Source organism: Quadrisphaera sp. INWT6, from assembly GCF_015390235.1.
In the GTDB taxonomy this organism is placed as follows: Bacteria; Actinomycetota; Actinomycetes; order Actinomycetales; family Quadrisphaeraceae; genus Quadrisphaera.
On record NZ_VUOH01000002.1, the window covers coordinates 188035 to 209640 of the forward strand.

Below are 21606 nucleotides of genomic sequence, written 5' to 3' on the forward strand. Positions count from 1 at the left end.
CCGTGCCCTTCCTGCTCGCCACCAGCCTCCGCCGCTGGATCCTCATGTCCGTCGCCGTGCCCGTGGGCGCAGCCGTGCTGCGCAAGGTGGCCCGGTCCATCGAGACCCGCAAGGGCGGCTCCACCGCGGTGACCCGCGGCCTCACCAAGGCCGCGGACACCGCGCAGCGCAGCCGCCGCAAGGAGCGCCGGCGCGGTCGCTGAGACCCGCCGCTCGACCCGCGCGCAGCGCCCGCACCGGACCTCCGGTGCGGGCGCTGCGTCGTCCGGGCGGGGCTGGGCTCAGGGACGGCGCACGGGGACGTCGACGAGGCGCAGCTGCGGCGTCGTCCCGGACTCCCAGGCGTTCGCCGCCGGGTGCACGTCGGAGGGGGCGATGTCCGCGCGGTTCCGGCGCTTCGCCGTCACCGAGGTGCCCAGCCGCCGGTCCCGGGCCTCGACGAGGTCGCGCCGCTCCTGCCCGTCGGCGGTGAACGCCATCATCAGCTGGGGCGGCCCGAGCGGGACCTCGTCGTCGCGGTCGTACTGCCAGGTGTGGAACGTCTTGCCGTAGGTGCTCACCAGGTGCTCGAGGTGGGCGTGCTCAGCGACCTGCGGGGCCCCCGGTGCCACCAGCGACCCCGAGCGGACCTCGTGGTCGTGGCTGTGCCAGAGGCGCTGCTCCTCCGCGGGCAGCGCGGCGTGGCGCTCGGCGCTGACGATGTACTCGACGCCGATGAGCCGGGCGTCCTCGTCCCCGCTGTCGTAGATGACGCACTGGTGCAGGCCGTCGCGGCGGTGGCTGCACAGGTGGGTGGCCTCGACCTGGCGGCCGAGGTCGTCGGCGTAGAAGTGGAAACCGTTCAGGCAGGTGCTGACCGCTGCCAGCGGGCGCTTCGGCTGGACCAGGGCGCTGGCGACGTCGAGCACCTGCTGGCGGACGGGGTGGCCGTGGCCGCCCCGCAGCACGGCGAGCGCCTTCCTCCCGGCGACGGCGGTGGCGGCGAGCGCGACGCCGGAGGCGAGGCCCTGGGCGAAGGCGCGGGCTGTCGGAGTGGGCACGGGCTGCTCCTCGAGGTGGCGGGAGGTGCAGAGGGGCTCGGGCTGGACCTGCCTCCGTCGGGTGGGCCGTACCCAGCGGCCGCCGCCGGACACCGGTGCCGCTGCGGCAGGCTGGTCGGGTGGTGCGGACGGTCGGCGTGAGCAGGTTCCTCGTGGTCGGCGCCGGGCTGGCGGGGGCGTGCGCCGCCTGGCGCCTCGCGCAGCGCGGCCACGAGGTGACCCTCCTCGACCGCACGCGGCCCGCCGCCCCCGACGGCAGCTCCCACGGCTCGGCGCGCATCCTGCGCTTCGCCTACCCGGAGGCCGGGTACGCGGCCCTGGTCGTCCGCGCCCTCGACGGCTGGCGCGAGCTCGAGGCGGCGTCGGGCACCACCCTGCTGACGCCGGCACCCGCCCTCGACCACGGCGCGGGGCGCGACCCGCGTGCGCTGGCGCGCGTGCTGGAGGAGGTCGGGGTGGAGCACGAGCTGCTCAGCCCCTCGGAGGCCGGGGACCGCTGGCCGCAGGTCACCGCCGACGGTGAGGTGCTGCACCAGCCGGGCGGTGCGGTCCTCGACGCCGAGCGGACCGTCCACGCCGCCGTCGCGGAGGCCCGGGCGCACGGCGCGCAGCTGCTGACCGGGTGGCCGCTCGCCTCCCTGGAGCGCTCGGGGCACGGGTCGCGGGCGCGGTTCACCGCCCGCGCCGAGGACGGTCGCGAGGTCGAGGCGGCGCACGTCGTCGTCGCCGTCGGCGGGTGGCTGCCCGACGTCCTCGGCCGGCTCGGCCTGCCGCCGAGCTTCCTCGCGGGGATGCCCCCCGTGGTCGTCACCGAGGAGACCGCGGTGCACCTCCCGTACGCCGAGGAGCACGCCCACGACGCGTGGCCGACCGTCATCCACCAGCGCCCCGGGGAGCTCCCCGTCTACGCGCTGCCGGGTGGTCGCGACGCGGACCACCGGGGGCTGAAGGTCGCCCAGCACGCCGCGGGGCAGCGGGTCGCGTCAGCGGCGCACCGCTCCGGCGTCGTCGACCGCGCTGCCGTCGCACGGGTGGTGGCGCAGGCGCGCCAGCACCTGCCCGGCGTGGTGCCCGAGCCGTACGCGGAGACGACGTGCCTGTACACGAGCACGCCGACCGAGGACTTCGTCATCGACGGGGCCGACGGCGTCACCGTGGTCTCGGCGTGCTCCGGGCACGGCGGCAAGTTCGCGCCGCTGCTGGGCGAGCTGGCCGCCGACGCCGCGACCGGCGACGCCCCCGTGCCGGAGCGCTTCACGGTCAGCTGACCGTCAGCTGACCGTCAGCTGACCGTCAGCTGACCGTCAGCTGACCGTCAGCTGACCCGGAAGCGCTCGACCAGCCCGTCGACGGTGGCGTTCCAGCCCTCGTCGACGGCGCGGCGGGCCGCGTCCTCGTCGTGCCAGGCGACGATCTCCTCCGCGCCCCGCTCGAACGGCACCACCGCGCGCCACCCGGGCGCGAGGGACTTGACCTTGCTGTTGTCGAAGACCATCGAGTGGGCCTTGTCGCCGAGCAGCCCGGCGCCCCACTCCGGGTCGACGGCGTTGATGGCGTCCGAGGGCACGTGGACGATCTCGGGGTCGGCGACCCCAGCGGCGCGACCCAGGGCGCGGGCGATCTGGTCCCACGTCCACGCGTCGTCGCCGGTGATGTGGAACGCCTCCCCCAGCGCCCGGGGCTGCGCGAGCAGCGGCAGCAGCGCCCCAGCGAAGTCCGTGTGGTGGGTGAGGGTCCACAGCGACGTGCCGTCACCGGGGACGACGACGGGCTGCCCGCGCCGCATCCGCTCCACGAACGACCATCCGCCGTCGAAGGGCACGAGCGTGCGGTCGTAGGTGTGCGAGGGCCGCACGACCGTCATCGGGAAGCCCTCCTCGCGGTACAGGGAGGTGAGGAGTTCCTCGCAGGCGATCTTGTCGCGGGAGTACTGCCAGTGCGGGTTGCGCAGCGGCGTCGACTCCGTGACGGGCAGCCGCTCGGGCGGGGTCTGGTACGCCGAGGCGGAGGAGATGAACACGTACTGGCCGGTGCGGCCGCGCACGAGGTCGGTGGCGGTGCGCACGTGGTCGGGGGTGAAGGAGAGCCAGTCGACGACGGCGTCGAACTCGAGGTCTCCCAGCGCCTCGCGCGCGGAGGCGGGGTCGCGGACGTCGGCGGTGTGCTGGACCGCCTCGGGCGGCAGCGGGCGCAGCGACGTGGTGCCGCGGTTCAGCACGTGCAGCTCGTGGCCGCGCTCCACCGCGAGCGCTGAGGCGGCCGAGCTGATGATGCCGGTACCGCCGATGAACAGGACCCGCAGGCTCGTCATCGCTCGATCCTGCCCGGGGGCCCGACGGGGCGCAGAAGGATCACCCCGCGCCGGCGTCAGACGCCGGCCCAGCGTCAGGCCCAGGAGGCTGGACGCGGCCTCGTGCGCCTGGCGCTGCGAGGCGTTGTGACGCTGCCGGGACCGGGCCCGCTCGTGGCGTGCGCGGAGGACGCCCCCTCCCTACGCTCCCGGGAATGGTCCTCACCACGCGCGCTGAACCCACGGCCCCGGACCGCCGGTTCCGCCCGCTGCCGGCAGGGCCCGTCGGGGTCAGCAGCACCGACGTCGGCCGTGCCAGCGAGGTGGCCCGCGAGCTGCTGTCCGCCCTGGACGACGACGGTCGCCGCTGGCACCACACCAGCGCCGTGGCGGCGCGGGCCGCGCAGGCCGCCGACGCGGTGGGTCCGGAGCGGGTGGACCCGCTGGTGGCCGCGGCCTGGCTCCACGACGTCGGGTACGCCCCGGTGCTCGCCCGCGTGGGGTTCCACCCCGTCGACGGCGCCGTCCACCTGCTGCGCACCGGCTGGCCCCTGGAGCTCGCGGGGCTGGTGGCGCACCACTCCGGGGCGCGCTTCGTGGCCGGGGTCCGGGGACTCGCGCCGGTGCTGCGCGCCTTCGACCGCCCCGAGCACCGGCACGGTCCGGTGGCCGACGCGCTGACCTGGGCCGACCAGACCACCAGCCCCACCGGCGAGCTGGTCACCGTGGAGGAGCGCGTCACCGAGGTGCTGGAGCGCCACGGCCCGGCCAGCGCCCAGGCGCGGGCTCAGCACCAGCGGGTCCCGGCCCTGCTCGCCGCCGCTGCGGCCACCGAGCGGCGGCTCGCGCGGGCCAGCGCTCTCGACCCGCGCTGACGCGCGCCGGCCGGCGACCGGGGGGCGTCAGCCCGAGACGAGGTCGAGCAGGGCCACGAACCCCTCGGCGCGCCACGCCGTGCGCCCGACGAACAGCCCGTCGACCCCCGGCACCTCCAGCACCCCCGGAGCGCCCTCGACCGTGACGGACCCGCCGTAGAGCACGGGGTTGCGCGACGGCCCGCCGCCGGAGTCGACGACGAGGCCCGCGAGGGCGGCGACGACGGGCGCCACCTCCTCGGGGCGGGCCTCGCGGCCGCGCTCGCCGATCGCCCACACCGGCTCGTAGGCGAGGACGCACCGCCTGTCTCCCGCCGCGCCGAGGGCCGCCCGCGCCTGGGTGAGGACGACGTCGACGGAGCGCCCGGCGTCGCGCTGCTCGGCGGTCTCCCCCACGCACACCAGCGGCATCAGCCCGTGCCGCAGCACGGCGGCCACCTTGAGCGCCACGCGCTCGTCGGTCTCGGCGAAGTGCTCGCGGCGCTCGGAGTGGCCGAGCTCGACCATCTGCGCCCCCGCGTCGGCGACCTGCGGCACCGACAGCTCACCGGTCCACGCGCCGGAGTCCTCCCAGTGGGCGTCCTGCGCGCCGACGAGCACCCGGGAGGTGCCGGGCGCCCGCAGGGCCTCGGCCACCTGCGTGATCGCCGTGGCCGGTGGCAGCACGAAGGGCTGCACCCCCGGCCAGGCCGACTCACCACCGCGCTCGGCGGCGGCCCGCACCACGGCGCGGGCCCAGGCCACGCCCTCGGCGCGCGTCTTGGTCATCTTCCAGCCGGTGCCCACCCAGCGCTGCGCAGCGTCCACGGCACCGATCCTCCCCGCCACGGCCCGACCGCGCGACGAGTGGCACGCTGCGGGCGAGGGCAGCACGGCGAGGAGGCCAGCGGTGGACGTGGCGCAGTACGACCCGGAGCTCAGGCGCGCGGCGAGGCTCATGGGCCTGCTCACCCCGCGCAGCACCCGCAGCCACGGGCTGCAGGTGCGCGTCGTGAACGCCGTCTCCGCAGCCGGCCGCGCCGTGCGGCCGACGCCCGCCGCGAAGGACCTCGGCGGCGGGGTGGAGCAGCTGCAGCGCTGGCTCCCGCGGCGCGACGGCGGCCGGGTGCGGGCCCTCGTCGTCCGGAGGCGACCCGGTGCCGGTCAGCCGGACGAGGGGTCGCAGCACGGCGACGCGCCCAGCGCTGCGGTGCTGTGGGTCCACGGTGGCGGGTACGCCGTCGGGTCTCCGGAGATGAGCGTCGCCACGGCCCGCCGCCTGGTCGACGCGACGGGGTGCGTCGTCGTCCTGCCCGACTACCGCCTGTCGGTGGTCGAGCCCTACCCGGCGGCGCTGCACGACTGCTACGACGCGCTGCTGTGGCTGCGCGACCACGCCGCCGAGCTGGGCGCGCGCCCCGACCAGCTGGTGGTGGGCGGTGAGAGCGCCGGCGGCGGGCTCACGGCCGCCACGTGCCTGCTGGCCCGCGAGCGCGGGGAGGTGGCGGTGGCCTTCCAGGTGCCGCTCTACCCGATGATCGACGACCGGCCCACGCCGTCGTCGACGGGCAGCACCGCACCCGTGTGGAGCTCGGTGACGAACGACGCCGGGTGGGACGCCTACCTCGGTCCGCTGCGCGGCACCGGCTCGGTCCCGGCCACGGCGGCCCCCGCGCGGGCCGACGACCTGCGCGGGCTGCCGCCGGTGCTGACGTTCGTCGGCGACGGCGAGCCGTTCCACGACGAGGTGGTCACCTGGACCGAGCGCCTGCGCGCGGCGGGCGTGCGGGTGGAGAGCCGCGTGTACCCGGGCTGCTTCCACGCGTTCGACCTCATGGCGCCCCGGGCGCGGGTCAGCCGTGAGGCGACGGCGTTCCTCGTGGAGGGCTTCACCCGCTGGTGCGCCGAGCTGTCGGCCCCGCAGCCGTCGTCCTGAGGGCACCGGGCGGCCGGCCGGTCACGCCGACGCTCCTCAGTCGTGTCGACGCTGTCGGCGCGACTCCGCGGATGCGCCCCTTCGGCGTGACCGGGCGGTCACGCCGAAGGGGCGCACCTGCGGAGCGCCTGCGCCTCAGCGCGCGGCGGCCGTCGAGCGCCGCAGCCCCAGGAGCACGTCGACCACCAGGAACGCCACGAGGCTGACGCCCAGCACCGGCATCGCCCAGCCGACCGCGGCGGTCACGACGACGACGGCCGCGAGCACGGGCGGCGGGAGGCGCCGCCACGCGCCGCGAGGCGCGGGCCGCCCCACCCCCCGGCGCGTGGAGCGGTCGGGCCGGCGCTGCCACCACATGCGGTAGCCCCACACCACCGAGGCCGTGATCCCCGCCGCGAGCGCCAGGAGCACGAGCTGGTTGGCGAGCCCGAACAGCGAGCCGGAGTGCGCGTCGACGCCCCAGCGGGCCATCTTCGCCATGAACGGGTAGTCGGAGAACCTGACGACGTCGAGCGCGGTGGCGGTCGGGGCCGCCCCCTCGTCGCCGGCGACGACGGCCACGGCGGCGCTGTCGACCTGCTCCGGCCAGGACCTGTCGACCTCGTCGACCTTCCACGCCGCCCCCGGTTCGGCGGGCAGCCTGACCTCGACGAGGCCCGCGGTCAGGCCGGCTCCGCGGGCGGCGTCGAGCACGGCCGAGACGTCGCCGGGGAGCTCAGCGGCCGTCAGCGGCTCCGGCTCGCCCGGCTCGGGCATCACCATCCCCGCGGTGTGCCCCTCGTGGTCGCCCGTCGCCGACGCCCCCGCGGCGGCGCCGGGGACCGAGGTGTCGACGGTCGGCGTCGTCCACGACAGCGCCTCGCGCAGCGCGGTGACCCGCTCCCCCGCGTGCGTCGACCAGGTGAGGCCCGTCGCCGAGAGGGCGAGCAGGCCGAGCAGCATCCATGATCCGGTGACGGCGTGCAGGCCGCGGGTGCGGGAGCGGCCGGTCAGCCCTCGCTCCAGCAGCAGCGCGCGGCGGGCCCGCTCTCCGGCGCGGCGCGAGCGGACGCGGCGCGTGGTCCACAGGGCCAGGCCGGAGACGGCGAGCACCGACAGCCACGAGGCGGCCAGCTCGCTGTAGAGGCGGCCGGGCTCCCCGAGGTGCAGGGTGCGGTGCAGCTCGGACAGCCACGCGCGCAGCGGCATCGCACCGCTGGTGCCGTAGACGGGCAGCTGGCCGACCACCTCACCGGTGCCCGGGTCGACGAAGACCGCCTGGCGGTAGGACTCCCGCAGCGACGGGTCGCTGAAGAGCACCCGGGTGGTGTCCCAGGGGGTCGGCGCCGGCCTGACGGCCAGCAGGTCCGCCTCGCTGCCGGGACCGCGTGCGGCCAGCGCCGCGGTGACCTGGTCGGCCAGGGGCACGGCGGTCGCGGCGGGCTGCACGTGCAGCTCGTGGGCGTAGACCACCTGCTCCACCTGCGGGGCCACGGCGTACAGCCCGCCGGTCACCGCCGCCACGAGGATGAACGGGGCCACCAGCACCCCGGCGTAGAAGTGCAGGCGGAGCACCAGGGGCCGCAGCAGGGCCCACGTGCCCGGCGCTGGGGGGCCGGTGGGCGAGCCGGCAGCCGGGTCGGTCGGGTCGGTGGGGTCGCCGGCGCGGCGGGGCCCTGGCAAGGGCTCGGGCAGGGACGGGGCCGTCGTGTCGTGCGCGGTCATCGGGGGTCCTCCGGGCGTGGGCGGCCGCTGCGCGACGTGACGGGGTCGCCCTCGTCATCGGCACGGCGGCCTGCGGGCATGAGCGCCGCGCACCGCGGGGACCCGGCGCTCGCGCGCTCCCGGCGGGGGCGTGGAGGCGCAGCGGTCAGGCGGGCGCGAGGAGCAGCAGCGGAGGACCGCGCCGCAGCGACCGCCGCGCCAGCAGCAGCGACCGCGGACGCGCGCGCGGGGCGGCCACCGGCCGTCGGGGCAGGCGCGGGACGACGGCGGACGCGGACGCGGCGAGCACCGCCGCCAGCGGCGCGAGCCACGCCAGGAGCAACCACAGCGAGCGGTCGGCTCCCGCCAGGACCACCGCGGCGGCCAGGGTGGCCACCACGTGGGCGGCGAGCATCGCGGCGGCAGCAGCGCCGGCCGACGGGTCCGCGGCCCCGGCGGTGCCCGCGGTCCCGGCAGCGCTCGCGGCGCCGGCCGCGGCGTCGACGGGCAGCAGCAGACCGCTGAGCGGGCCGCCGTGGGCGTGGACGTGCAGGGCCCCCGCTGGTGACGCCGACTGCGCTGCCCGCAGAGCACCGGCTCCGGCACCGGCCGGGGCGGCGAGCACGGTGAAGGCGACGTGCAGCACCACCTGCCCGGCGCCGAGCAGCGCCAGCGCGGCCGGGAGGGTCACGCGCCGCGCCGTGGCGGCGTGCGCCGCGAACGCCGCCGCGACGACCACGCCGGCCAGCAGCAGGCCCGGCGGGAGGTCACCGCCGCCGGCGAGGTGGGCCGTCGAGGCGATGCCGACGACGACGAGCGCCAGCGCGAGGCCGCGGGCCGCGCGCAGCGCGCCGCTGACCGGGTGCCCCACGGGCCAGACCGTAGCCGAGCACGGGGCCCCGCCCGGGGACGTCGGCGGGAGGTCGGCGGGAGGTCGGCGAGGAGCTGGTGCGCCCGTCCGGAGCACGGCGGTGTGAGCGCTCTCACCGGGATCGGGCAGGCTGTGTCCGTGGCGACGCAGGCACCGACGGCTCAGAGCCGGTCCAACAGCACGTCCAGCACGGCCATCACCGAGGGCCGCACGGCGCTCGGCGTCGAGCTGGGCTCGACGCGCATCAAGGCCGTGCTCATCGGCCCCGACCACGAGGTGCTCGCCGCGGGCAGCCACTCGTGGGAGAACCAGCTGGTCGAGCGGGTGTGGACCTACGCCGAGGACGACGTGTGGTCGGGCCTGCAGGGCGCGTACGCCGCGCTGGCCGCTGACGTCCGCGAGCGCCACGGCGTCGAGCTGGAGCGCGTGGGCGGCCTGGGCGTCTCGGCGATGATGCACGGCTACGTCGCCCTCGACGCCGGCGGCGAGCTGCTGGTGCCGTTCCGCACCTGGCGCAACACGAGCACGGGCGAGGCGGTCGACCGCCTCAGCGGCCCGCTCGACTTCAACGTGCCGCACCGCTGGAGCATCGCCCACCTGTTCCAGGCGGTGCTCGACGGCGAGGAGCACCTCCCGCGCCTGTCCACGGCCACCACGCTGGCCGGCTGGGTGCACCACCGGCTGACGGGCGAGCACGTGCTGGGCGTCGGTGACGCGAGCGGCGTCTTCCCCATCGACTCCTCCACCGGCACCTACGACGCCGCGCGCCTCGCGACCACGCAGCGCCTCCTCGCCGAGGAGGGCTTCACCACGCCGCTGGAGCAGGTGCTGCCGCGCGTGGCCTCCGCCGGCGAGGCCGCCGGCTCGCTCACGCCCGAGGGCGCGGCGCTGCTCGACCCGAGCGGCCGGCTCCAGCCGGGCGCCCCCGTGTGCCCGCCCGAGGGCGACGCGGGCACCGGCATGGTGGCCACCGGCTCGGTGGCGCCCCGCACCGGCAACGTCAGCGCCGGCACCTCGATCTTCGCGATGGTGGTGCTGGAGGGCCCGCTGTCGCAGGTGCACCGCGAGCTCGACCTCGTGACCACGCCCGCGGGAGACCCGGTCGCGATGGTCCACTGCAACAACGGCGCCAGCGAGCTCAACGCGTGGGCGGGCCTGTTCAAGGAGTTCGCCGCCGCGGTCGGGGCCCCCGCCGACGACGCGACCGTGTTCGGCGCCCTGTTCCGCGCCTCGCTCGAGGGCGCCGCGGACGGCGGCGGGATGCTCGCCTACAACTACCTCTCCGGTGAGCCGATCACCGAGCTCGAGGAGGGGCGCCCGCTGTTCCTGCGGACGCCGGGCAGCCCCTTCGACCTGGCGACGTTCATGCGCACGCAGATCTACGCGGCGTTCGCGACGCTGCGGATCGGCATGGACGTGCTCTCGGCCGAGGGCGTGCGCCTGGACGGGATGTTCGCGCACGGCGGCGTCTTCGCCACCCCCGGCGTCGCCCAGCGCCACCTCGCCGCCGCCATCGACTCCCCCGTCTCCGTCGGTGACGTCGCCGCCGAGGGCGGCGCGTGGGGCATCGCCGTGCTGGCGGCCTTCGCCGCGGGCACGGGCGGGCGCGCCGAGGGCCAGTCGCTCGCCGGCTACCTGGCGCACCGCGTCTTCGACGGCGTCGAGCTGACCACGGTCTCGCCGCAGGCCGACGACGTCGCCGGGTTCGCCGCCTACCTGCAGCGCTACGTCGCGGCGCTCCCGGTCGAGCGGGCCGCCGTCGAGCACGCCTGAGCTCCCTGACGGTGCTCGGGGCGCCCCGAGCACCGTCCGCACCCACCAGGGGGAGTCGCCGCTCCTGACGGCGGCAGGACGTCGCGACCGCAGGTCGTGCTCGCTCAGGACCAGGAGCGACCACCTCGGCCGGTCCTGCGGTGGTGTGCAGGACGCGGCTCGGGTGTCGGCGGTCCGCACGGCCTGACCAGCGCCCCGAGGAGAGTCCTCGGCGGACAGCGGACGGCGTCCGCTCACGGCGCCCTCCCTGTGGAGAGCCGTCCACAGATCCTTGGTGCCCACCAGACGCTGTCCGCACCTGCCGTGAGAGGTCCCCCACCGGGACCCGGACCGTGCGGAGACGACCGTGCGCGGGTAACGTCCGCCGAGGTGCGCCGGGAAGTCTGGTCGGCAGCGTCTCCGTCGACCCCCGCACCTCCGGGAGCCACCCGTGCCCACCACCCCCCCGCGCCTGTTCGCCCGCGGCAGCTGGTCCGAAGCCTCCCGCATCGCCGCGCTGCTGCGCCGCGAGACCGTCGGCGGGATGCTGCTCATCGCCGGTGCGCTCGTCGCCCTGGTGTGGGCCAACACGCCCTGGGCGCCCGCGTACGAGGGGCTGCGCGACACCGTCGTCGGTCCCTCGGCCCTGCACCTCGACCTCTCGCTGGGCACCTGGGCCGCCGACGGCCTGCTCGCGGTCTTCTTCTTCGTGGCCGGCCTCGAGCTCAAGCGCGAGTTCGTCGCCGGTGACCTGCGCGACCCGCGCAAGGCCGCCCTGCCGGTGGCCGCCGCCGTCGGCGGCATGGCGGTGCCGGCGCTGGTCTACGCCGCCATCAACCTCACCAGCGACGACGGCCTCGTCGGGTGGGCCATCCCCACCGCCACCGACATCGCCTTCGCCCTCGCCGTGCTCGCCGTCATCAGCACCCACCTGCCCGCGGCGCTGCGCACCTTCCTGCTCACCCTCGCGATCGTCGACGACCTGCTCGCCATCACGGTGATCGCCGTCTTCTACACGAGCTCCCTGTCGTTCGCGCCGCTGCTGCTGGCCCTGGTGCCGCTGGCGCTGTTCGGCTTCCTGGTGCAGAAGCGCGTCCGGCACTGGTGGCTGCTGCTGCCCCTGGCCTTCGCCACCTGGGTGCTCGTCCACGAGTCGGGCGTCCACGCCACCGTCGCCGCGGTGCTCCTGGCCTTCACCGTCCCGGTGCTGCGCAGCCGCGCGGCCGGCGGCCCCGAGGCCGGTCCCGGGCTCGCCGAGCACTTCGAGCACCGCATCCGGCCGATCAGCGCCGGCATCGCCGTCCCCGTGTTCGCGTTCTTCTCCGCCGGGGTGACCCTCGGCGGTCTGCAGGGGCTGCAGGCGTCGCTGACCGACTCGGTGGCCGTCGGCATCGTCGTGGGCCTCGTGGTCGGCAAGGCCGTCGGCATCACCGGGGCGACGTGGCTCGTCAGCCGCTTCACCAGGGCCGAGCTCGACGAGGACCTGCGCTGGCCCGACGTGGTCGGCCTGTCCCTGCTCGGCGGGATCGGGTTCACCGTGTCGCTGCTCATCGGCGAGCTGGCCTTCGGGGCGGGCTCGCCGCGCGACGAGCACGTCAAGGTCGGCGTCCTCACCGGCACGCTGCTCGCGGCGGTGCTGGCCGCCGCGGTGCTCAAGCCGCGCGACCGGCACTACCGCCGCATCGCGGAGGCCGAGGCGCGCGACGACGACGGCGACGGCGTCCCGGACGTCTACCAGGAGCCGTCGGGGTCTGGCTCCGACCGGGAGCGCTCGCCGCGCGAGACCGTCGACGAGCGCTCCGCCCGCCGGCGCCGCACGGACCCCGACGACCTCCCCTGACGCCCGTCCCCGGCGCGCGGGGCCGTCCGAGTGTTGCGGTCGAGCAACGGTGTCGTCTCGCAGACCTGCTGGTCAGGGACCCGCGGCGGCTCTCCGGGGGACCCGGTCGGGTGTCGCTCGACCGGCAGGGGGCGGGTGCGGCCGTTAGCGTCCAGCGGGTGATCGTCGACCCCGGCACCCAGCAGGAGACCCCACCGGCTCCCGTCGCCGCGCCCCCCGCGGCGTCGGCGGGCGCCTCCGGCGCACGCGTCGTTCCGTGGGTGTTCTGGCCCGCCGCCGTGGTCGTCCTCGGGCTCTCGGTCTTCGCGATGGTCCTCCCCGACAGCGCGTCGACGTTCTTCGGTGCGGCGCAGTCGGCCGTCGTCCGCTCCTTCAGCTGGTACTACGTGCTGATCGCGGCCTTCTTCGTGGCGTTCGCGCTGACGATGGGCTTCAGCCGCTTCGGCGACATCAAGCTGGGCCGCGACGAGGAGGAGCCGGAGTTCTCGGCGCTGGCGTGGTTCGCGCTCCTCTTCGCCGCGGGCATGGGCATCGGCCTGGTCTTCTACGGCGTGAGCGAGCCGCTCAGCCACTTCGTCACCCCGCCGCCGGGCAGCAGCGGCACCGCGCCGGAGCTCGCGCTGGGCGCCCTGTCGCAGACCTACCTGCACTGGGGCCTGCACGCGTGGGCGATCTACGTCGTCGTCGGGCTGGCGCTGGCCTACGCCATCCACCGCCGCGGCCGCCCGATCTCCATCCGCTGGGCGCTCGAGCCGCTGCTCGGACGCCGCGTGAACGGCGGGTGGGGCAACGCCATCGACGCCCTCGCCCTCATCGGCACGGTCTTCGGCGTGGCCACCTCCCTGGGGCTCGGCGTGCTGCAGATCGGCACCGGCCTCCAGGCGGTGGGCCTGCCCGACCTGGGCTCCTGGGCCGACGTCGCGATCATCGGCGTCATCACCGTCTTCGTGCTCGCCTCGGTCCTGTCCGGTGTCGCCAAGGGCATGAAGTGGCTGTCCACCGCCAACCTGCTGCTCGCCGCCGTGCTGCTCCTCGTCGTCCTCTTCGCCGGGCCGACCGTGTCGGTGCTGCGCGAGCTGGTGCAGTCCGTCGGGGCCTACCTCCAGGGCTTCGTGGGCCTCGCCTTCAGCGTCAGCGCGCTGCAGGGCAGCGAGGGCGAGGCGTGGCAGGGGGCGTGGACCTCGTTCTACTGGGGCTGGTGGATGTCGTGGGCGCCCTTCGTGGGCGTCTTCATCGCCCGCGTCAGCCGGGGCCGCACCGTGCGGGAGTTCGTGCTCGGCGTGCTCCTGGTGCCCACGCTGCTGACCATCACCTGGTTCGCCGTCATCGGCGGCTCCGCGGTCATCCGCGAGCTGCGCGACCCCGGCTCGATGCTCACGCCCGAGGGCACCGTCGACCTGCAGGGCGCGCTCTTCCAGCTGCTGGACGGCTTGCCGGCGGGCGCCGTCCTGTCGGTCGGGGCGATCGTCCTCATCGGCATCTTCTTCGTCACCTCCGCCGACTCCGGAGCCCTGGTGATGGGCATGATCGCGACCGGCGGCTCGGCCGAGCCCGCTCGGTGGGTGCGGATCTTCTTCACCCTGGCCACGGCGGTGCTGGCGTCGGCGCTGCTGCTGGCCGGGGGGAGCTCGGGGCTGGAGGCGCTCCAGAGCGCGGCGATCATGGTGGCGCTGCCGTTCAGCGTGGTCATGCTCCTGCTGTGCTGGGCCACGGTGATCGCGTTCCGCCGCGAGCGGCGCGTGTACGACCGGGTGCAGCGCCACCAGCTCCTGGAGCAGGTCGGTGAGCACTACGGCCTGGAGGTCGAGACGCCCAACGAGGGCGGCGTGGCGGTCCCCTCGTGGCTGCGCCGGCGCCGGCCCACCGGGACGGGCGCGGGCTCCGGCTCCCGCAGCGGCAGCTCTCGCGAGACCGGTGCTTGACAGCCGTCGGCGCTCCTGACCGTCCTCGACGGAGGTCATGAGCGGTAGCGCGAAGCCCTGGCTCGCTACCCGGCGACCCTCCCCCACGGCGGGGTGCCCCAGGTGACGACCCGGCCGGACGCTCCGTTCGACGAGCGTGGTTCCACCGCTCCTGCCGCGCGGGGGGACGCCGAGCAGCGCCCCGTCCCCGTCGGCTGAGCCGGTGCCGGCGGTCCCTCAGGTGCTCTCGCGCACCACCAGGCGGTGCAGGGTGGTGTAGCGCCGGGGGCCGCCGGTGCAGGCGCCGCGGATGCGCTCGTCGAGCAGCGACACCGCGCTGTGCGCCACGGCGCGGATGCCGGCGTCGACGGTGGTGAGCCTCGGGTGGGTGGTCCTGGCCGAGCGCACGTCGTCGAAGCCCACCACGGCGACGGCGCCGGGCACCGCGAGCCCGCGCCGCGCCAGCGCGTGCAGCACCCCGGTGGCCAGGGAGTCGGAGAAGGCGAAGACGGCGTCGAAGGGCGTCCCCGCCTGCAGCAGCCGGTCGACGGCGGCGGCGCCGTCGTCGGTGCCCCACCCCCGCACGTCGACGAGGAGGGCGGGGTCGACCGCGATGCCCGCGCTCTGCAGCCCCGTAGCCCCGCGCGGTACCCCTCCGCGCGCCGCACGGCGGCGGACACGGGGGAAGGAGACGAGTGCGGCCCGACGGCGGCGATGCGCCGGCGCCCCGTGGACACCAGGTGGGCCACCGCGGCCTCGGCGGCCTCGGCGTCGGGCGTGGTCACGTGGTCGACGGGGCCGTCGACCACCTGCTCCCCCAGCACCACCAGGGGGTGGCCGCCCGCCAGGGCGGCGACGTCCTCGGTCTCGAGCGAGAGCGACTGGATGACGAGGCCGCAGCTCGCGCCGTGGGCGGAGTGGCGCAGCACCCGCAGCTCGGACTCGCCCCGGGCGCCGGTCTGCTGCACGAGCACGTCGTAGCCGTGGTCGGCGCCCTCGAGCACCACGGCGGCGGCCAGCTCGCCGAAGTACTCCGCGTCGAGGAAGGGGACGGCCAGGGTGATGGAGCGGCCGCAGGGGTCCTCGGCCGCCGGCCGGCGGACGGTGCCCGGCAGCGGGAGGCGGCCGAGCACCCCGTTCAGCGCCACGCCACCGCCCGGGGCGCCGGGGAGGTCTGGTTCAGCACCGCGACATCCTGGCGGTGGCGCGGCGTCCTCCGACAGGCCGGCACAGGCTGTCTCCCACAATGGGGACAGGTCAGCCGGTGGGCGTCGTCACCTCACCCAGGGCCCGGTCGAGCGCGCCGACGAAGAAGTCGACGGCCGCCGCGTCCAGGCACAGCGGCGGCTTGATCTTGAGCACGTTCTGGCGGTCGCTGGTGGGCTGCACCACGACGCCCAGCTCGAGCATCCGGTCGCACAGCACCGCCGTCTCCTCCCGGGCGGGCTCCAGGGTGGCGCGGTCGCGCACCAGCTCCAGACCCAGGTACAGCCCCTCGCCGTGCACGGCACCGACCAGCGGGTGGCGCTGCGCCAGCGACTCCAGGCCCGCCCTCAGGCGGGCCCCGGTCTCGCGGGCGTTCTCCTGGAGGCGCTCGTCGCGCAGGACGTCGAGCACCGCGAGGGCCACCGCGCACGAGACGGGGCTGCCGCCGGTGGAGGCGAAGAAGTACCCGGCGTCGCGGTAGCGCGCGGCGACGGCGCGGGTGGTGACGACGGCGCCGACGGGGTGGCCGTTGCCGACCGACTTGGCCACGGCGACGACGTCGGGGACCACGCCCTGCTGCTCGAAGCCCCACAGGGTGGAGCCGAGCCGGCCGTAGCCGACCTGCACCTCGTCGGCGATGGTGAGGCCGCCGTGGCGCCGGACCGCGGCGTACACCTCGCGCAGGTACCCGGGCGGCAGGGGCAGGCCGCCGGCGTTGCCGTAGAACGCCTCGGCGATGAAGGCGGCCGGGGGTCGGCCCCGCGCCGCGAGCTCCTCGACGGCGGCGACGGCGTCGCGGGCGTACTGCCCGACGTCGTCGCCCCGCGCTGCGCGGTGGGGGCCGCGGTAGGTGTTGGGCGCCTCGACGGTGTGCACCCAGGCCGGGCGGGTCTCCAGGGCCGCGGGGTTGTCGGCGACGGAGGTCGAGACGGCGTCGGAGGCCCAGGTCCACCCGTGGTAGGCCTCGCGGACGGCCACGGTGTCGGTGCGACCGGTGGCCACGTGGGCGAGGCGGATCGCGAGGTCGGTGGCCTCCGAGCCGGAGTTCACCAGGAAGACCGTGTCGAGCGGGTCGGGCAGCAGGGCCGCGATCCGCTCGGACAGCTCGACGACGCCGGCGTAGTGGAAGCGGGAGTTGGTGTTCAGCCGCGCGAGCTGGCGGGCGGCGGCGGCCGCGACCCGGGGGTGGGCGTGGCCGACGGCGGTGACGTTGTTGACGACGTCGAGCAGCACTCGCCCGTCGGTGGTGGCCAGGTGGTGGCGCCACCCGCGCTCGACGCGGGGCGGCCGGACGGCGCCGGTGTAGTAGTGCTCCTGCACCTCGGCGAGCACGCCGGCGTCGCGGCGGGCGAGCAGCTCGGCCTCGTCGTGCGCACCGCCCGGGCCGTCGTGCGGCGGGGCTGCCGCGGGCAGGCCGAGCAGGGGTGAGGGGTCGGCGGCGAGGGCCAGCCACCCGGGGGCGTCGCCGGCGCGCACGAGCGCCGGCACGTCGGGCGCGCCGGCGGTGAGCAGCTGGACGCCCAGCACGTCGCCCTCGGACACCTCGGCGAGCGCGCGGCCGGCGCCGACCGGGCCGTCGTCGGCGAGGGGCGCGCGCTCGCAGCGGTCGAGGTCCAGCACCAGGCGCGCGTCGCGGCCGGTGAGCTCCAGGCGGCCGTCGCGGTGGCGGACCGCGCCGTCCCAGGGCGCGCGCAGCACCACCGGGAGCCCCGGACGGACCTCCACCCCCGTGGCGACCGTGGCGGGCACCGCGCTGCTCAGGGCCGGGCTGCCGGCCAGGCGCGCCTGCGCCCAGCGGGTCACCACCGCGCGGGCCCCGGCGTCCAGCCGCACCGCGGCCAGCTCCTCCACCACGCGCGGCCGCAGGAAGGCGCCGCCGTCGAGGTCGTCGGCGTCCCAGCCGAGGTCGAGCTGCGCGGCGCCGGAGAGGTCGGCGACCAGCTCGGTGCTGGTGGCCGCGGCGCCGAGCCGGCGGGCTGCCTCGTCGGGCAGGGCGGGCGGCGTGCCGAGCGCGGCCCGCAGCAGCCCGGCCACGACGTCGACGGGGAGCGCGACCGCCTGCTCGAAGATGCGCCACTCGTTCTGCTCGAGCCGGCTGCTGGCGTAGTCGTTGCCGCCGTCGACGGCCACCTGGTGGCTGCCGCAGGCCACGAGCACGCAGGCGCGCAGCACCACCAGCGGCCACAGCGCGTCGACCTCCGCGGGGGCCAGCGGCCGCACCGCGTGGTGGGCCCGCACCGCCGGCAGCACCGCGCTGGGGCCGGAGTGCAGGGCGCCGTCGTGGTGGAGCAGGGACGACAGGGTGACGGCCAGCTCGCAGACGGCCCAGGTGCAGGTCACGTCGGACAGGTCGATGACGCCGTCGAGCACGGCCGCCGCGCGGGGGCCGCCCTCGGAGAGCACCAGGTTGTCGTCGGTGAGGTCGAGGTGCACCACCTGCTCCGGCAGCAGCCCCACCAGCGGTGCGACCCGCTCCGCGGCCGCGCGGGCGGCGGCGAGCACCTCGGCGCGGCGGTGCTCGGGCAGCCACGGCGCGTGCGCCTCGACGGCCGCGAGGCCGTGGCGCGGGTCCCACTCCGAGGCGCCCCCGACGCCCGGGTGGCTCCAGCCCGCGAGGGCCAGGTCGACCCGGGCCGCCAGCTCGCCCATCCGCGCCACCCGCGAGGGGTGCAGGTACCCGTCGTCGACGGCCGTGCCACCGGGCAGGTACCGCAGGAGGCGGGCGGTGAGGGGGCCGTCGGGGCTGTCCACGAGGCGCCGCTGCGGCGCACCCGCGGCGTCGCGCAGCACGGTGGCCACCCGCAGGTCGGGGCAGCGCTCGGCGATGCGGTCCGCGGCCTCGTCGTGTGCCTCGACCTCGGCGGCGATGGTGGCGGGGTGGGTGGCCTTGAGGACGGCGACGACGTCGCCCGAGGCCCCGGTCAAGAGGAAGTTGGCGTCCTGCTGGCTCCCGAGCGAGCGGGCCTCGGCGTCGAGGCCGAAGTGCTGGCGCACCACCGCGCGGGCCCACGCCTCGTCGAGGTGCAGCGGGGGGAGCTCCACGGGCCAGGAGGTGCTGGTCGCGGCGGCGGGGACGGGCACGGGGGCAGCCTCACAGCCCCGCCTCGGGCGATCAAGACCACCCTCCCCGTGATCATGGGCGTCCGGGGCACCTCCGCTCCGTGATCATGGGCTTCCCGAGCACCGCGGGGCCGCCGCGTTCCGGAAGTCCATGATCACGGGGGTCAGGCGCGGACGGCGCGGCGCCCCACCCAGGTGAGCAGGCGCTCCAGCGGGCCGCGGCCGACCAGGCGCAGCCACAGCGGGCACAGCACCAGGGCCGCGCCGGCGAAGAGCAGGTACAGCCACGCACCGCCCACGAGCCACGACGGCTCGGCGGACCAGCCGTCGGAGGAGCCGCCCGAGTACCCGCCGGAGAGCTGGGTGGTGACGGCGAGCCCGACCAGGTGCGCGGAGTAGACGGTCAGCGACATCGCGCCGACCGCGACCACCGGGGCCACCAGCCAGCCCAGGCGGCGCCGCCCCAGGGCCTCGCTCACCACCAGGCAGACCCCGATCACCGCGAGGGCCACGCCGCCGGAGCCGAGGACCTCGGGCGTGGTCCCGCTGTGCGCGGCGGTGCCGAGGAGCTGGTCGGCGGTGGGCCACACCACGCCGGGGCCGCCGCTGCCGTCGCCACCGACGCCCCAGTCCGCGGCGCTCTCGGGCGTGATCGGCGAGGAGGAGTCGGGCGAGGCGCAGTAGTAGGTGCCATCCCCGTAGTCGATGCACCCGAAGCCCGTGAGGTCCACGTCGTCGCCCTCCGCGTACGCCGGGTCCGGGTACGGAGCGCTGGAGGAGGGTGCGCTCGACGCCGTCGAGCCCGAGGGGCCGGCCACCGAGGAGCCGGACGACGAGCTGGCGTAGGCGGCGGCGGGGTCGACGCCGGGGAAGACCTGCGTGGCCACCCAGGAGCTGCCGTACCCGAGCACCGCCAGGCTGGTCCCGGCGACCACGAGCCACCGGCGCACGCGCACGGCGCCCAGGTCGAGGCGACCGACGCCGAGACCGGCGAGCACGAACGCCGCCCAGACCACCACCGGGTAGAAGCCGTTGAGGGCCAGCTGGCCCAGCTCGCCGCCACCGCCGCTGAGCCCCGGGACGACGCCCGAGAGCGACTGGTGGGCCACCAGGAGCGAGGGGACGACGAGCGCGACGGCCCCGGCGGCCGTGAACAGCCAGCGCGAGCGAACCTGGAGCAGCGGCACGCACAGCACCAGCAGCACGGCGTAGTACTCGAGGATCACGGCGACGGGCGTGCTCAGCAGCTGCACCGCCCCGCCGACCACGAACAGGCAGACCGCGCGCACCAGCAGCCGCAGCCGGGCGCGGACCAGCTCGTCGCCGGAGGGCGGGGTGGTGCGCCCGGTCATGAGCGCCACCGACACCCCGGCCAGGGTGGCGAACAGGATGGACGAGCGGCCGTGGACGACGCCGGCCCACGTGGAGGGGTCGGTGGGCACGAGCTCGGGAGCCATCGACACGTGCGCGGCGAGCATGCCGAGCATGGCCAGGCCGCGGGCGAGGTCGACCCCGCGGATGCGCGGGGAGCGGACGGCGGCGGGCGGCGCAGCGGCGTCGGCCGCGGGCGGCGGCGCCCAGACACCGGCGGAGCCGCTGCCGGGGGCGCCAGCTGGGCCGGCGGGACCAGCGGTGGACTCGGCGGCGGGGGCGCCGGCCGGCTCGGGGACCAGCGCCTCGGCGCCCTTCGTCTGCACGGCCGAACGCTAGGGGCGCGCACCCTCCCGGGCCGTCACCCCGCGGGGTGATCCTCGACCCCCGTGCGGGAGACCGGGGACGAGCCCCACCCCCGCCGGTCGGCGGGTGGGCGGGTCGGCGCCGTCGTCAGAGCCAGCCGCGGCGCCTGAACGCCACGTACAGGCCCACCGACAGCACCAGCATCAGCGCGAGCGCGAAGGGGTAGCCCCAGCTCGCGTCGGACTCGGGGATCCGCAGGTTCATCCCGTAGATCCCGCTGATGAGGCTGGGCGTGAAGAGGATGGCGGCCCAGGAGGAGATCTTCTTGACCTCCTCGCCCTGGGCGTAGCTCGCCTCCGTCATCGCCTTGATCTCCTCGTTCTGGCGCTGGCTGACCAGGATGGAGTTGACGGCGAGGATGTCGCGCAGCTGGGTGCGGTACGTCTCCACGCGCTCGGTGGTGAGGGTGACGTGGTCGGCGACGTCGCGCAGCGAGCGCTGCAGCTCCTCGTCGACGCCGTACTTCTCGTAGCCGCCGGCGAGCCCGGCGAGGATCGTCTGGAGCGGGGTGACGGCGCGCAGGAAGTCGACGACCTCCTGCGACAGCTCGTAGATGCGCCGCGACACCTCGGGGTCACCGGTGAAGACCTGCGCCTCGATCTCGTCGATGTCGATGCCGAGGCCGCGCACCACCGGGCCGAAGCCGTCGACGACGGCGTCGAGGATCGCGTACAGCACCGCGTCCGTGCCGCGGGCGAGCAGCTCCGGGTCGGCCTCGAGGCGCTTGCGCACCGCGGACAGGTCGGGCGACTCGGCGTGGCGGACGGTGATGACGAAGTCGGGGCCGATGAACAGGTGCAGCTCGCCGAACTCCACCTCCTCGTGCTCGTCGTCGTACCGCGCCGCGCGCAGCACCACGAAGAGGGTGTCGCCGTAGCGCTCGAGCTTGGGGCGCTGGTGGGCGAGCACGGCGTCCTCGACGGCGAGCTCGTGCAGCCCGAACTCCTCGGCCAGGGCGTCGAGCTCGGGGCGGGCGGGGCGGTACAGGCCCATCCACGCGATCCGGTCGCCGCGCTGCTCGAGGGCGGCGACGGTGCTGGCGAGGTCGCGCGGGGAGGCGACGCGCACGCCGTCCTCGTAGACGCCGCTGTCGACCAGGCTGGTGCCGCGGGCCAGGGGCCGGGCCGGGATGGCGCCGTCCTGCGACAGGTCGCGCGAGGGGGCCATGCCGCGCCGGCCCATCGAGGGCAGCGGCAGTCGTCGTCGGGGCACGGGTCGCTCCGTCGGGTGGGGCTCGGGGCTCGCTCGGGTCCGTGATCGGGCCGGGAGCATCCTGCCCCCTCCTGCGCCGGACGGCGACGAGCCGTGCCGCCCACCCCCTCCACCCCGATGGTGATCATGGGCGTCCGCCACCCTCCGGGTCGAGTGCGCCCCGAGCTCCCCCTGATGGCGCAGGGCCACCCCGTGCCAGTAGGTCTGGCACGGGGTGGCCCTGC

General features: G+C 76.4%; 16 protein-coding genes, 1 pseudogene and 1 riboswitch. Of the genes and pseudogenes, 7 read left to right on the forward strand and 10 right to left on the reverse strand.

Annotated features, from left to right (window positions below):
- The first annotated feature begins 2 nt into the window (after nucleotides 1–2).
- Nucleotides 3–203, forward strand: a complete 201-nt coding sequence (locus F1641_RS05810) for a hypothetical protein (protein WP_194903544.1) — start codon at nucleotides 3–5, stop codon at nucleotides 201–203.
- Between the two features lie 78 nt (nucleotides 204–281).
- On the opposite strand, the gene F1641_RS05815 is transcribed toward F1641_RS05810, so the two are convergent.
- Nucleotides 282–1040 (reverse strand): OBAP family protein, encoded by a 759-nt coding sequence (locus tag F1641_RS05815; RefSeq protein WP_194903545.1) that lies wholly within the window; start codon nucleotides 1038–1040, stop codon nucleotides 282–284.
- Between the two features lie 119 nt (nucleotides 1041–1159).
- On the opposite strand from F1641_RS05815, the gene F1641_RS05820 reads away from it, so the two are divergent.
- Nucleotides 1160–2308, forward strand: a complete 1149-nt coding sequence (locus tag F1641_RS05820; RefSeq protein WP_309225419.1) for an FAD-dependent oxidoreductase — start codon at nucleotides 1160–1162, stop codon at nucleotides 2306–2308.
- A gap of 47 nt (nucleotides 2309–2355) precedes the next feature.
- Here F1641_RS05820 and F1641_RS05825 read toward each other — a convergent pair whose 3' ends face one another.
- Nucleotides 2356–3351 carry an SDR family oxidoreductase gene (locus F1641_RS05825; protein WP_194903546.1) on the reverse strand — a complete coding sequence of 332 codons (996 nt, stop codon included), beginning with the start codon at nucleotides 3349–3351 and terminating at the stop codon, nucleotides 2356–2358.
- A 194-nt stretch (nucleotides 3352–3545) separates the two neighbouring features.
- Between F1641_RS05825 and F1641_RS05830 the strand changes: the two genes are divergently transcribed.
- Nucleotides 3546–4205 carry an HD domain-containing protein gene (locus F1641_RS05830; RefSeq protein ID WP_194903547.1) on the forward strand — a complete coding sequence of 220 codons (660 nt, stop codon included), beginning with the start codon at nucleotides 3546–3548 and terminating at the stop codon, nucleotides 4203–4205.
- 27 nt (nucleotides 4206–4232) lie between these two features.
- Here the strand turns inward: F1641_RS05830 and F1641_RS05835 are convergent, their stop codons facing one another.
- The gene (locus F1641_RS05835; RefSeq protein ID WP_309225420.1) at nucleotides 4233–5012 is read right to left on the reverse strand and encodes a triose-phosphate isomerase; all 780 of its coding nucleotides are present in this window, start codon (nucleotides 5010–5012) and stop codon (nucleotides 4233–4235) included.
- An 82-nt stretch (nucleotides 5013–5094) separates the two neighbouring features.
- Between F1641_RS05835 and F1641_RS05840 the strand changes: the two genes are divergently transcribed.
- Entirely contained in the window at nucleotides 5095–6120 is a 1026-nt protein-coding gene (locus tag F1641_RS05840; protein ID WP_206690676.1) for an alpha/beta hydrolase, read from the forward strand.
- 135 nt (nucleotides 6121–6255) lie between these two features.
- On the opposite strand, the gene F1641_RS05845 is transcribed toward F1641_RS05840, so the two are convergent.
- Nucleotides 6256–7824, reverse strand: coding sequence for a PepSY domain-containing protein (locus tag F1641_RS05845; RefSeq protein ID WP_194903549.1), 1569 nt, complete (start codon nucleotides 7822–7824; stop codon nucleotides 6256–6258).
- 145 nt (nucleotides 7825–7969) lie between these two features.
- Nucleotides 7970–8674, reverse strand: a complete 705-nt coding sequence (locus F1641_RS05850; protein ID WP_194903550.1) for a hypothetical protein — start codon at nucleotides 8672–8674, stop codon at nucleotides 7970–7972.
- Between the two features lie 138 nt (nucleotides 8675–8812).
- Between F1641_RS05850 and F1641_RS05855 the strand changes: the two genes are divergently transcribed.
- The 3 genes from F1641_RS05855 (at nucleotide 8813) to F1641_RS05865 (ending at nucleotide 14188) form a co-directional block, all read left to right on the forward strand.
- Nucleotides 8813–10447, forward strand: coding sequence for a xylulokinase (locus F1641_RS05855; protein ID WP_194903551.1), 1635 nt, complete (start codon nucleotides 8813–8815; stop codon nucleotides 10445–10447).
- Nucleotides 10448–10877: 430 nt separating this feature from the next.
- Entirely contained in the window at nucleotides 10878–12266 is a 1389-nt protein-coding gene (nhaA, locus tag F1641_RS05860) for a Na+/H+ antiporter NhaA (RefSeq protein ID WP_194903552.1), read from the forward strand.
- Nucleotides 12267–12574: 308 nt separating this feature from the next.
- Nucleotides 12575–14188, forward strand: a complete 1614-nt coding sequence (locus tag F1641_RS05865; protein ID WP_375541468.1) for a BCCT family transporter — start codon at nucleotides 12575–12577, stop codon at nucleotides 14186–14188.
- A 33-nt stretch (nucleotides 14189–14221) separates the two neighbouring features.
- Nucleotides 14222–14331: riboswitch (SAM riboswitch) on the forward strand.
- Between the two features lie 73 nt (nucleotides 14332–14404).
- On the opposite strand, the gene F1641_RS23730 is transcribed toward F1641_RS05865, so the two are convergent.
- From F1641_RS23730 to F1641_RS05890, 5 genes and pseudogenes are all read right to left on the reverse strand, one after another.
- The gene (locus F1641_RS23730; protein WP_194903553.1) at nucleotides 14405–14752 is read right to left on the reverse strand and encodes a substrate-binding domain-containing protein; all 348 of its coding nucleotides are present in this window, start codon (nucleotides 14750–14752) and stop codon (nucleotides 14405–14407) included.
- Between the two features lie 53 nt (nucleotides 14753–14805).
- A pseudogene (locus F1641_RS23735) lies at nucleotides 14806–15315 on the reverse strand (hypothetical protein); the annotation flags it as partial.
- 109 nt (nucleotides 15316–15424) lie between these two features.
- A complete protein-coding gene (locus F1641_RS05880; RefSeq protein ID WP_194903554.1) occupies nucleotides 15425–18454 on the reverse strand; it encodes an aminotransferase in 3030 nt (1009 codons plus the stop codon).
- 143 nt (nucleotides 18455–18597) lie between these two features.
- Nucleotides 18598–20130: a heparan-alpha-glucosaminide N-acetyltransferase domain-containing protein gene (locus F1641_RS05885; RefSeq protein WP_194903555.1), complete on the reverse strand. Its 1533-nt coding sequence runs from the start codon at nucleotides 20128–20130 to the stop codon at nucleotides 18598–18600.
- A gap of 127 nt (nucleotides 20131–20257) precedes the next feature.
- On the reverse strand, nucleotides 20258–21382 hold the full coding sequence (locus F1641_RS05890) for a magnesium and cobalt transport protein CorA (RefSeq protein ID WP_309225421.1): 1125 nt from the start codon (nucleotides 21380–21382) through the stop codon (nucleotides 20258–20260).
- Nucleotides 21383–21606: the final 224 nt, after the last annotated feature.

What these genes read in the sequence shown, in the direction of transcription:
- F1641_RS05825 (WP_194903546.1), bottom strand. Translation starts at nt 3,351, where the DNA reads ATGACGAGCCTGCGGGTCCTGTTCATCGGCGGTACCGGCATCATCAGC.
- F1641_RS05830 (WP_194903547.1), top strand. Translation starts at nt 3,546, where the DNA reads ATGGTCCTCACCACGCGCGCTGAACCCACGGCCCCGGACCGCCGGTTC.
- F1641_RS05845 (WP_194903549.1), bottom strand. Translation starts at nt 7,824, where the DNA reads ATGACCGCGCACGACACGACGGCCCCGTCCCTGCCCGAGCCCTTGCCA.
- F1641_RS05865 (WP_375541468.1), top strand. Translation starts at nt 12,575, where the DNA reads ATGGTCCTCCCCGACAGCGCGTCGACGTTCTTCGGTGCGGCGCAGTCG.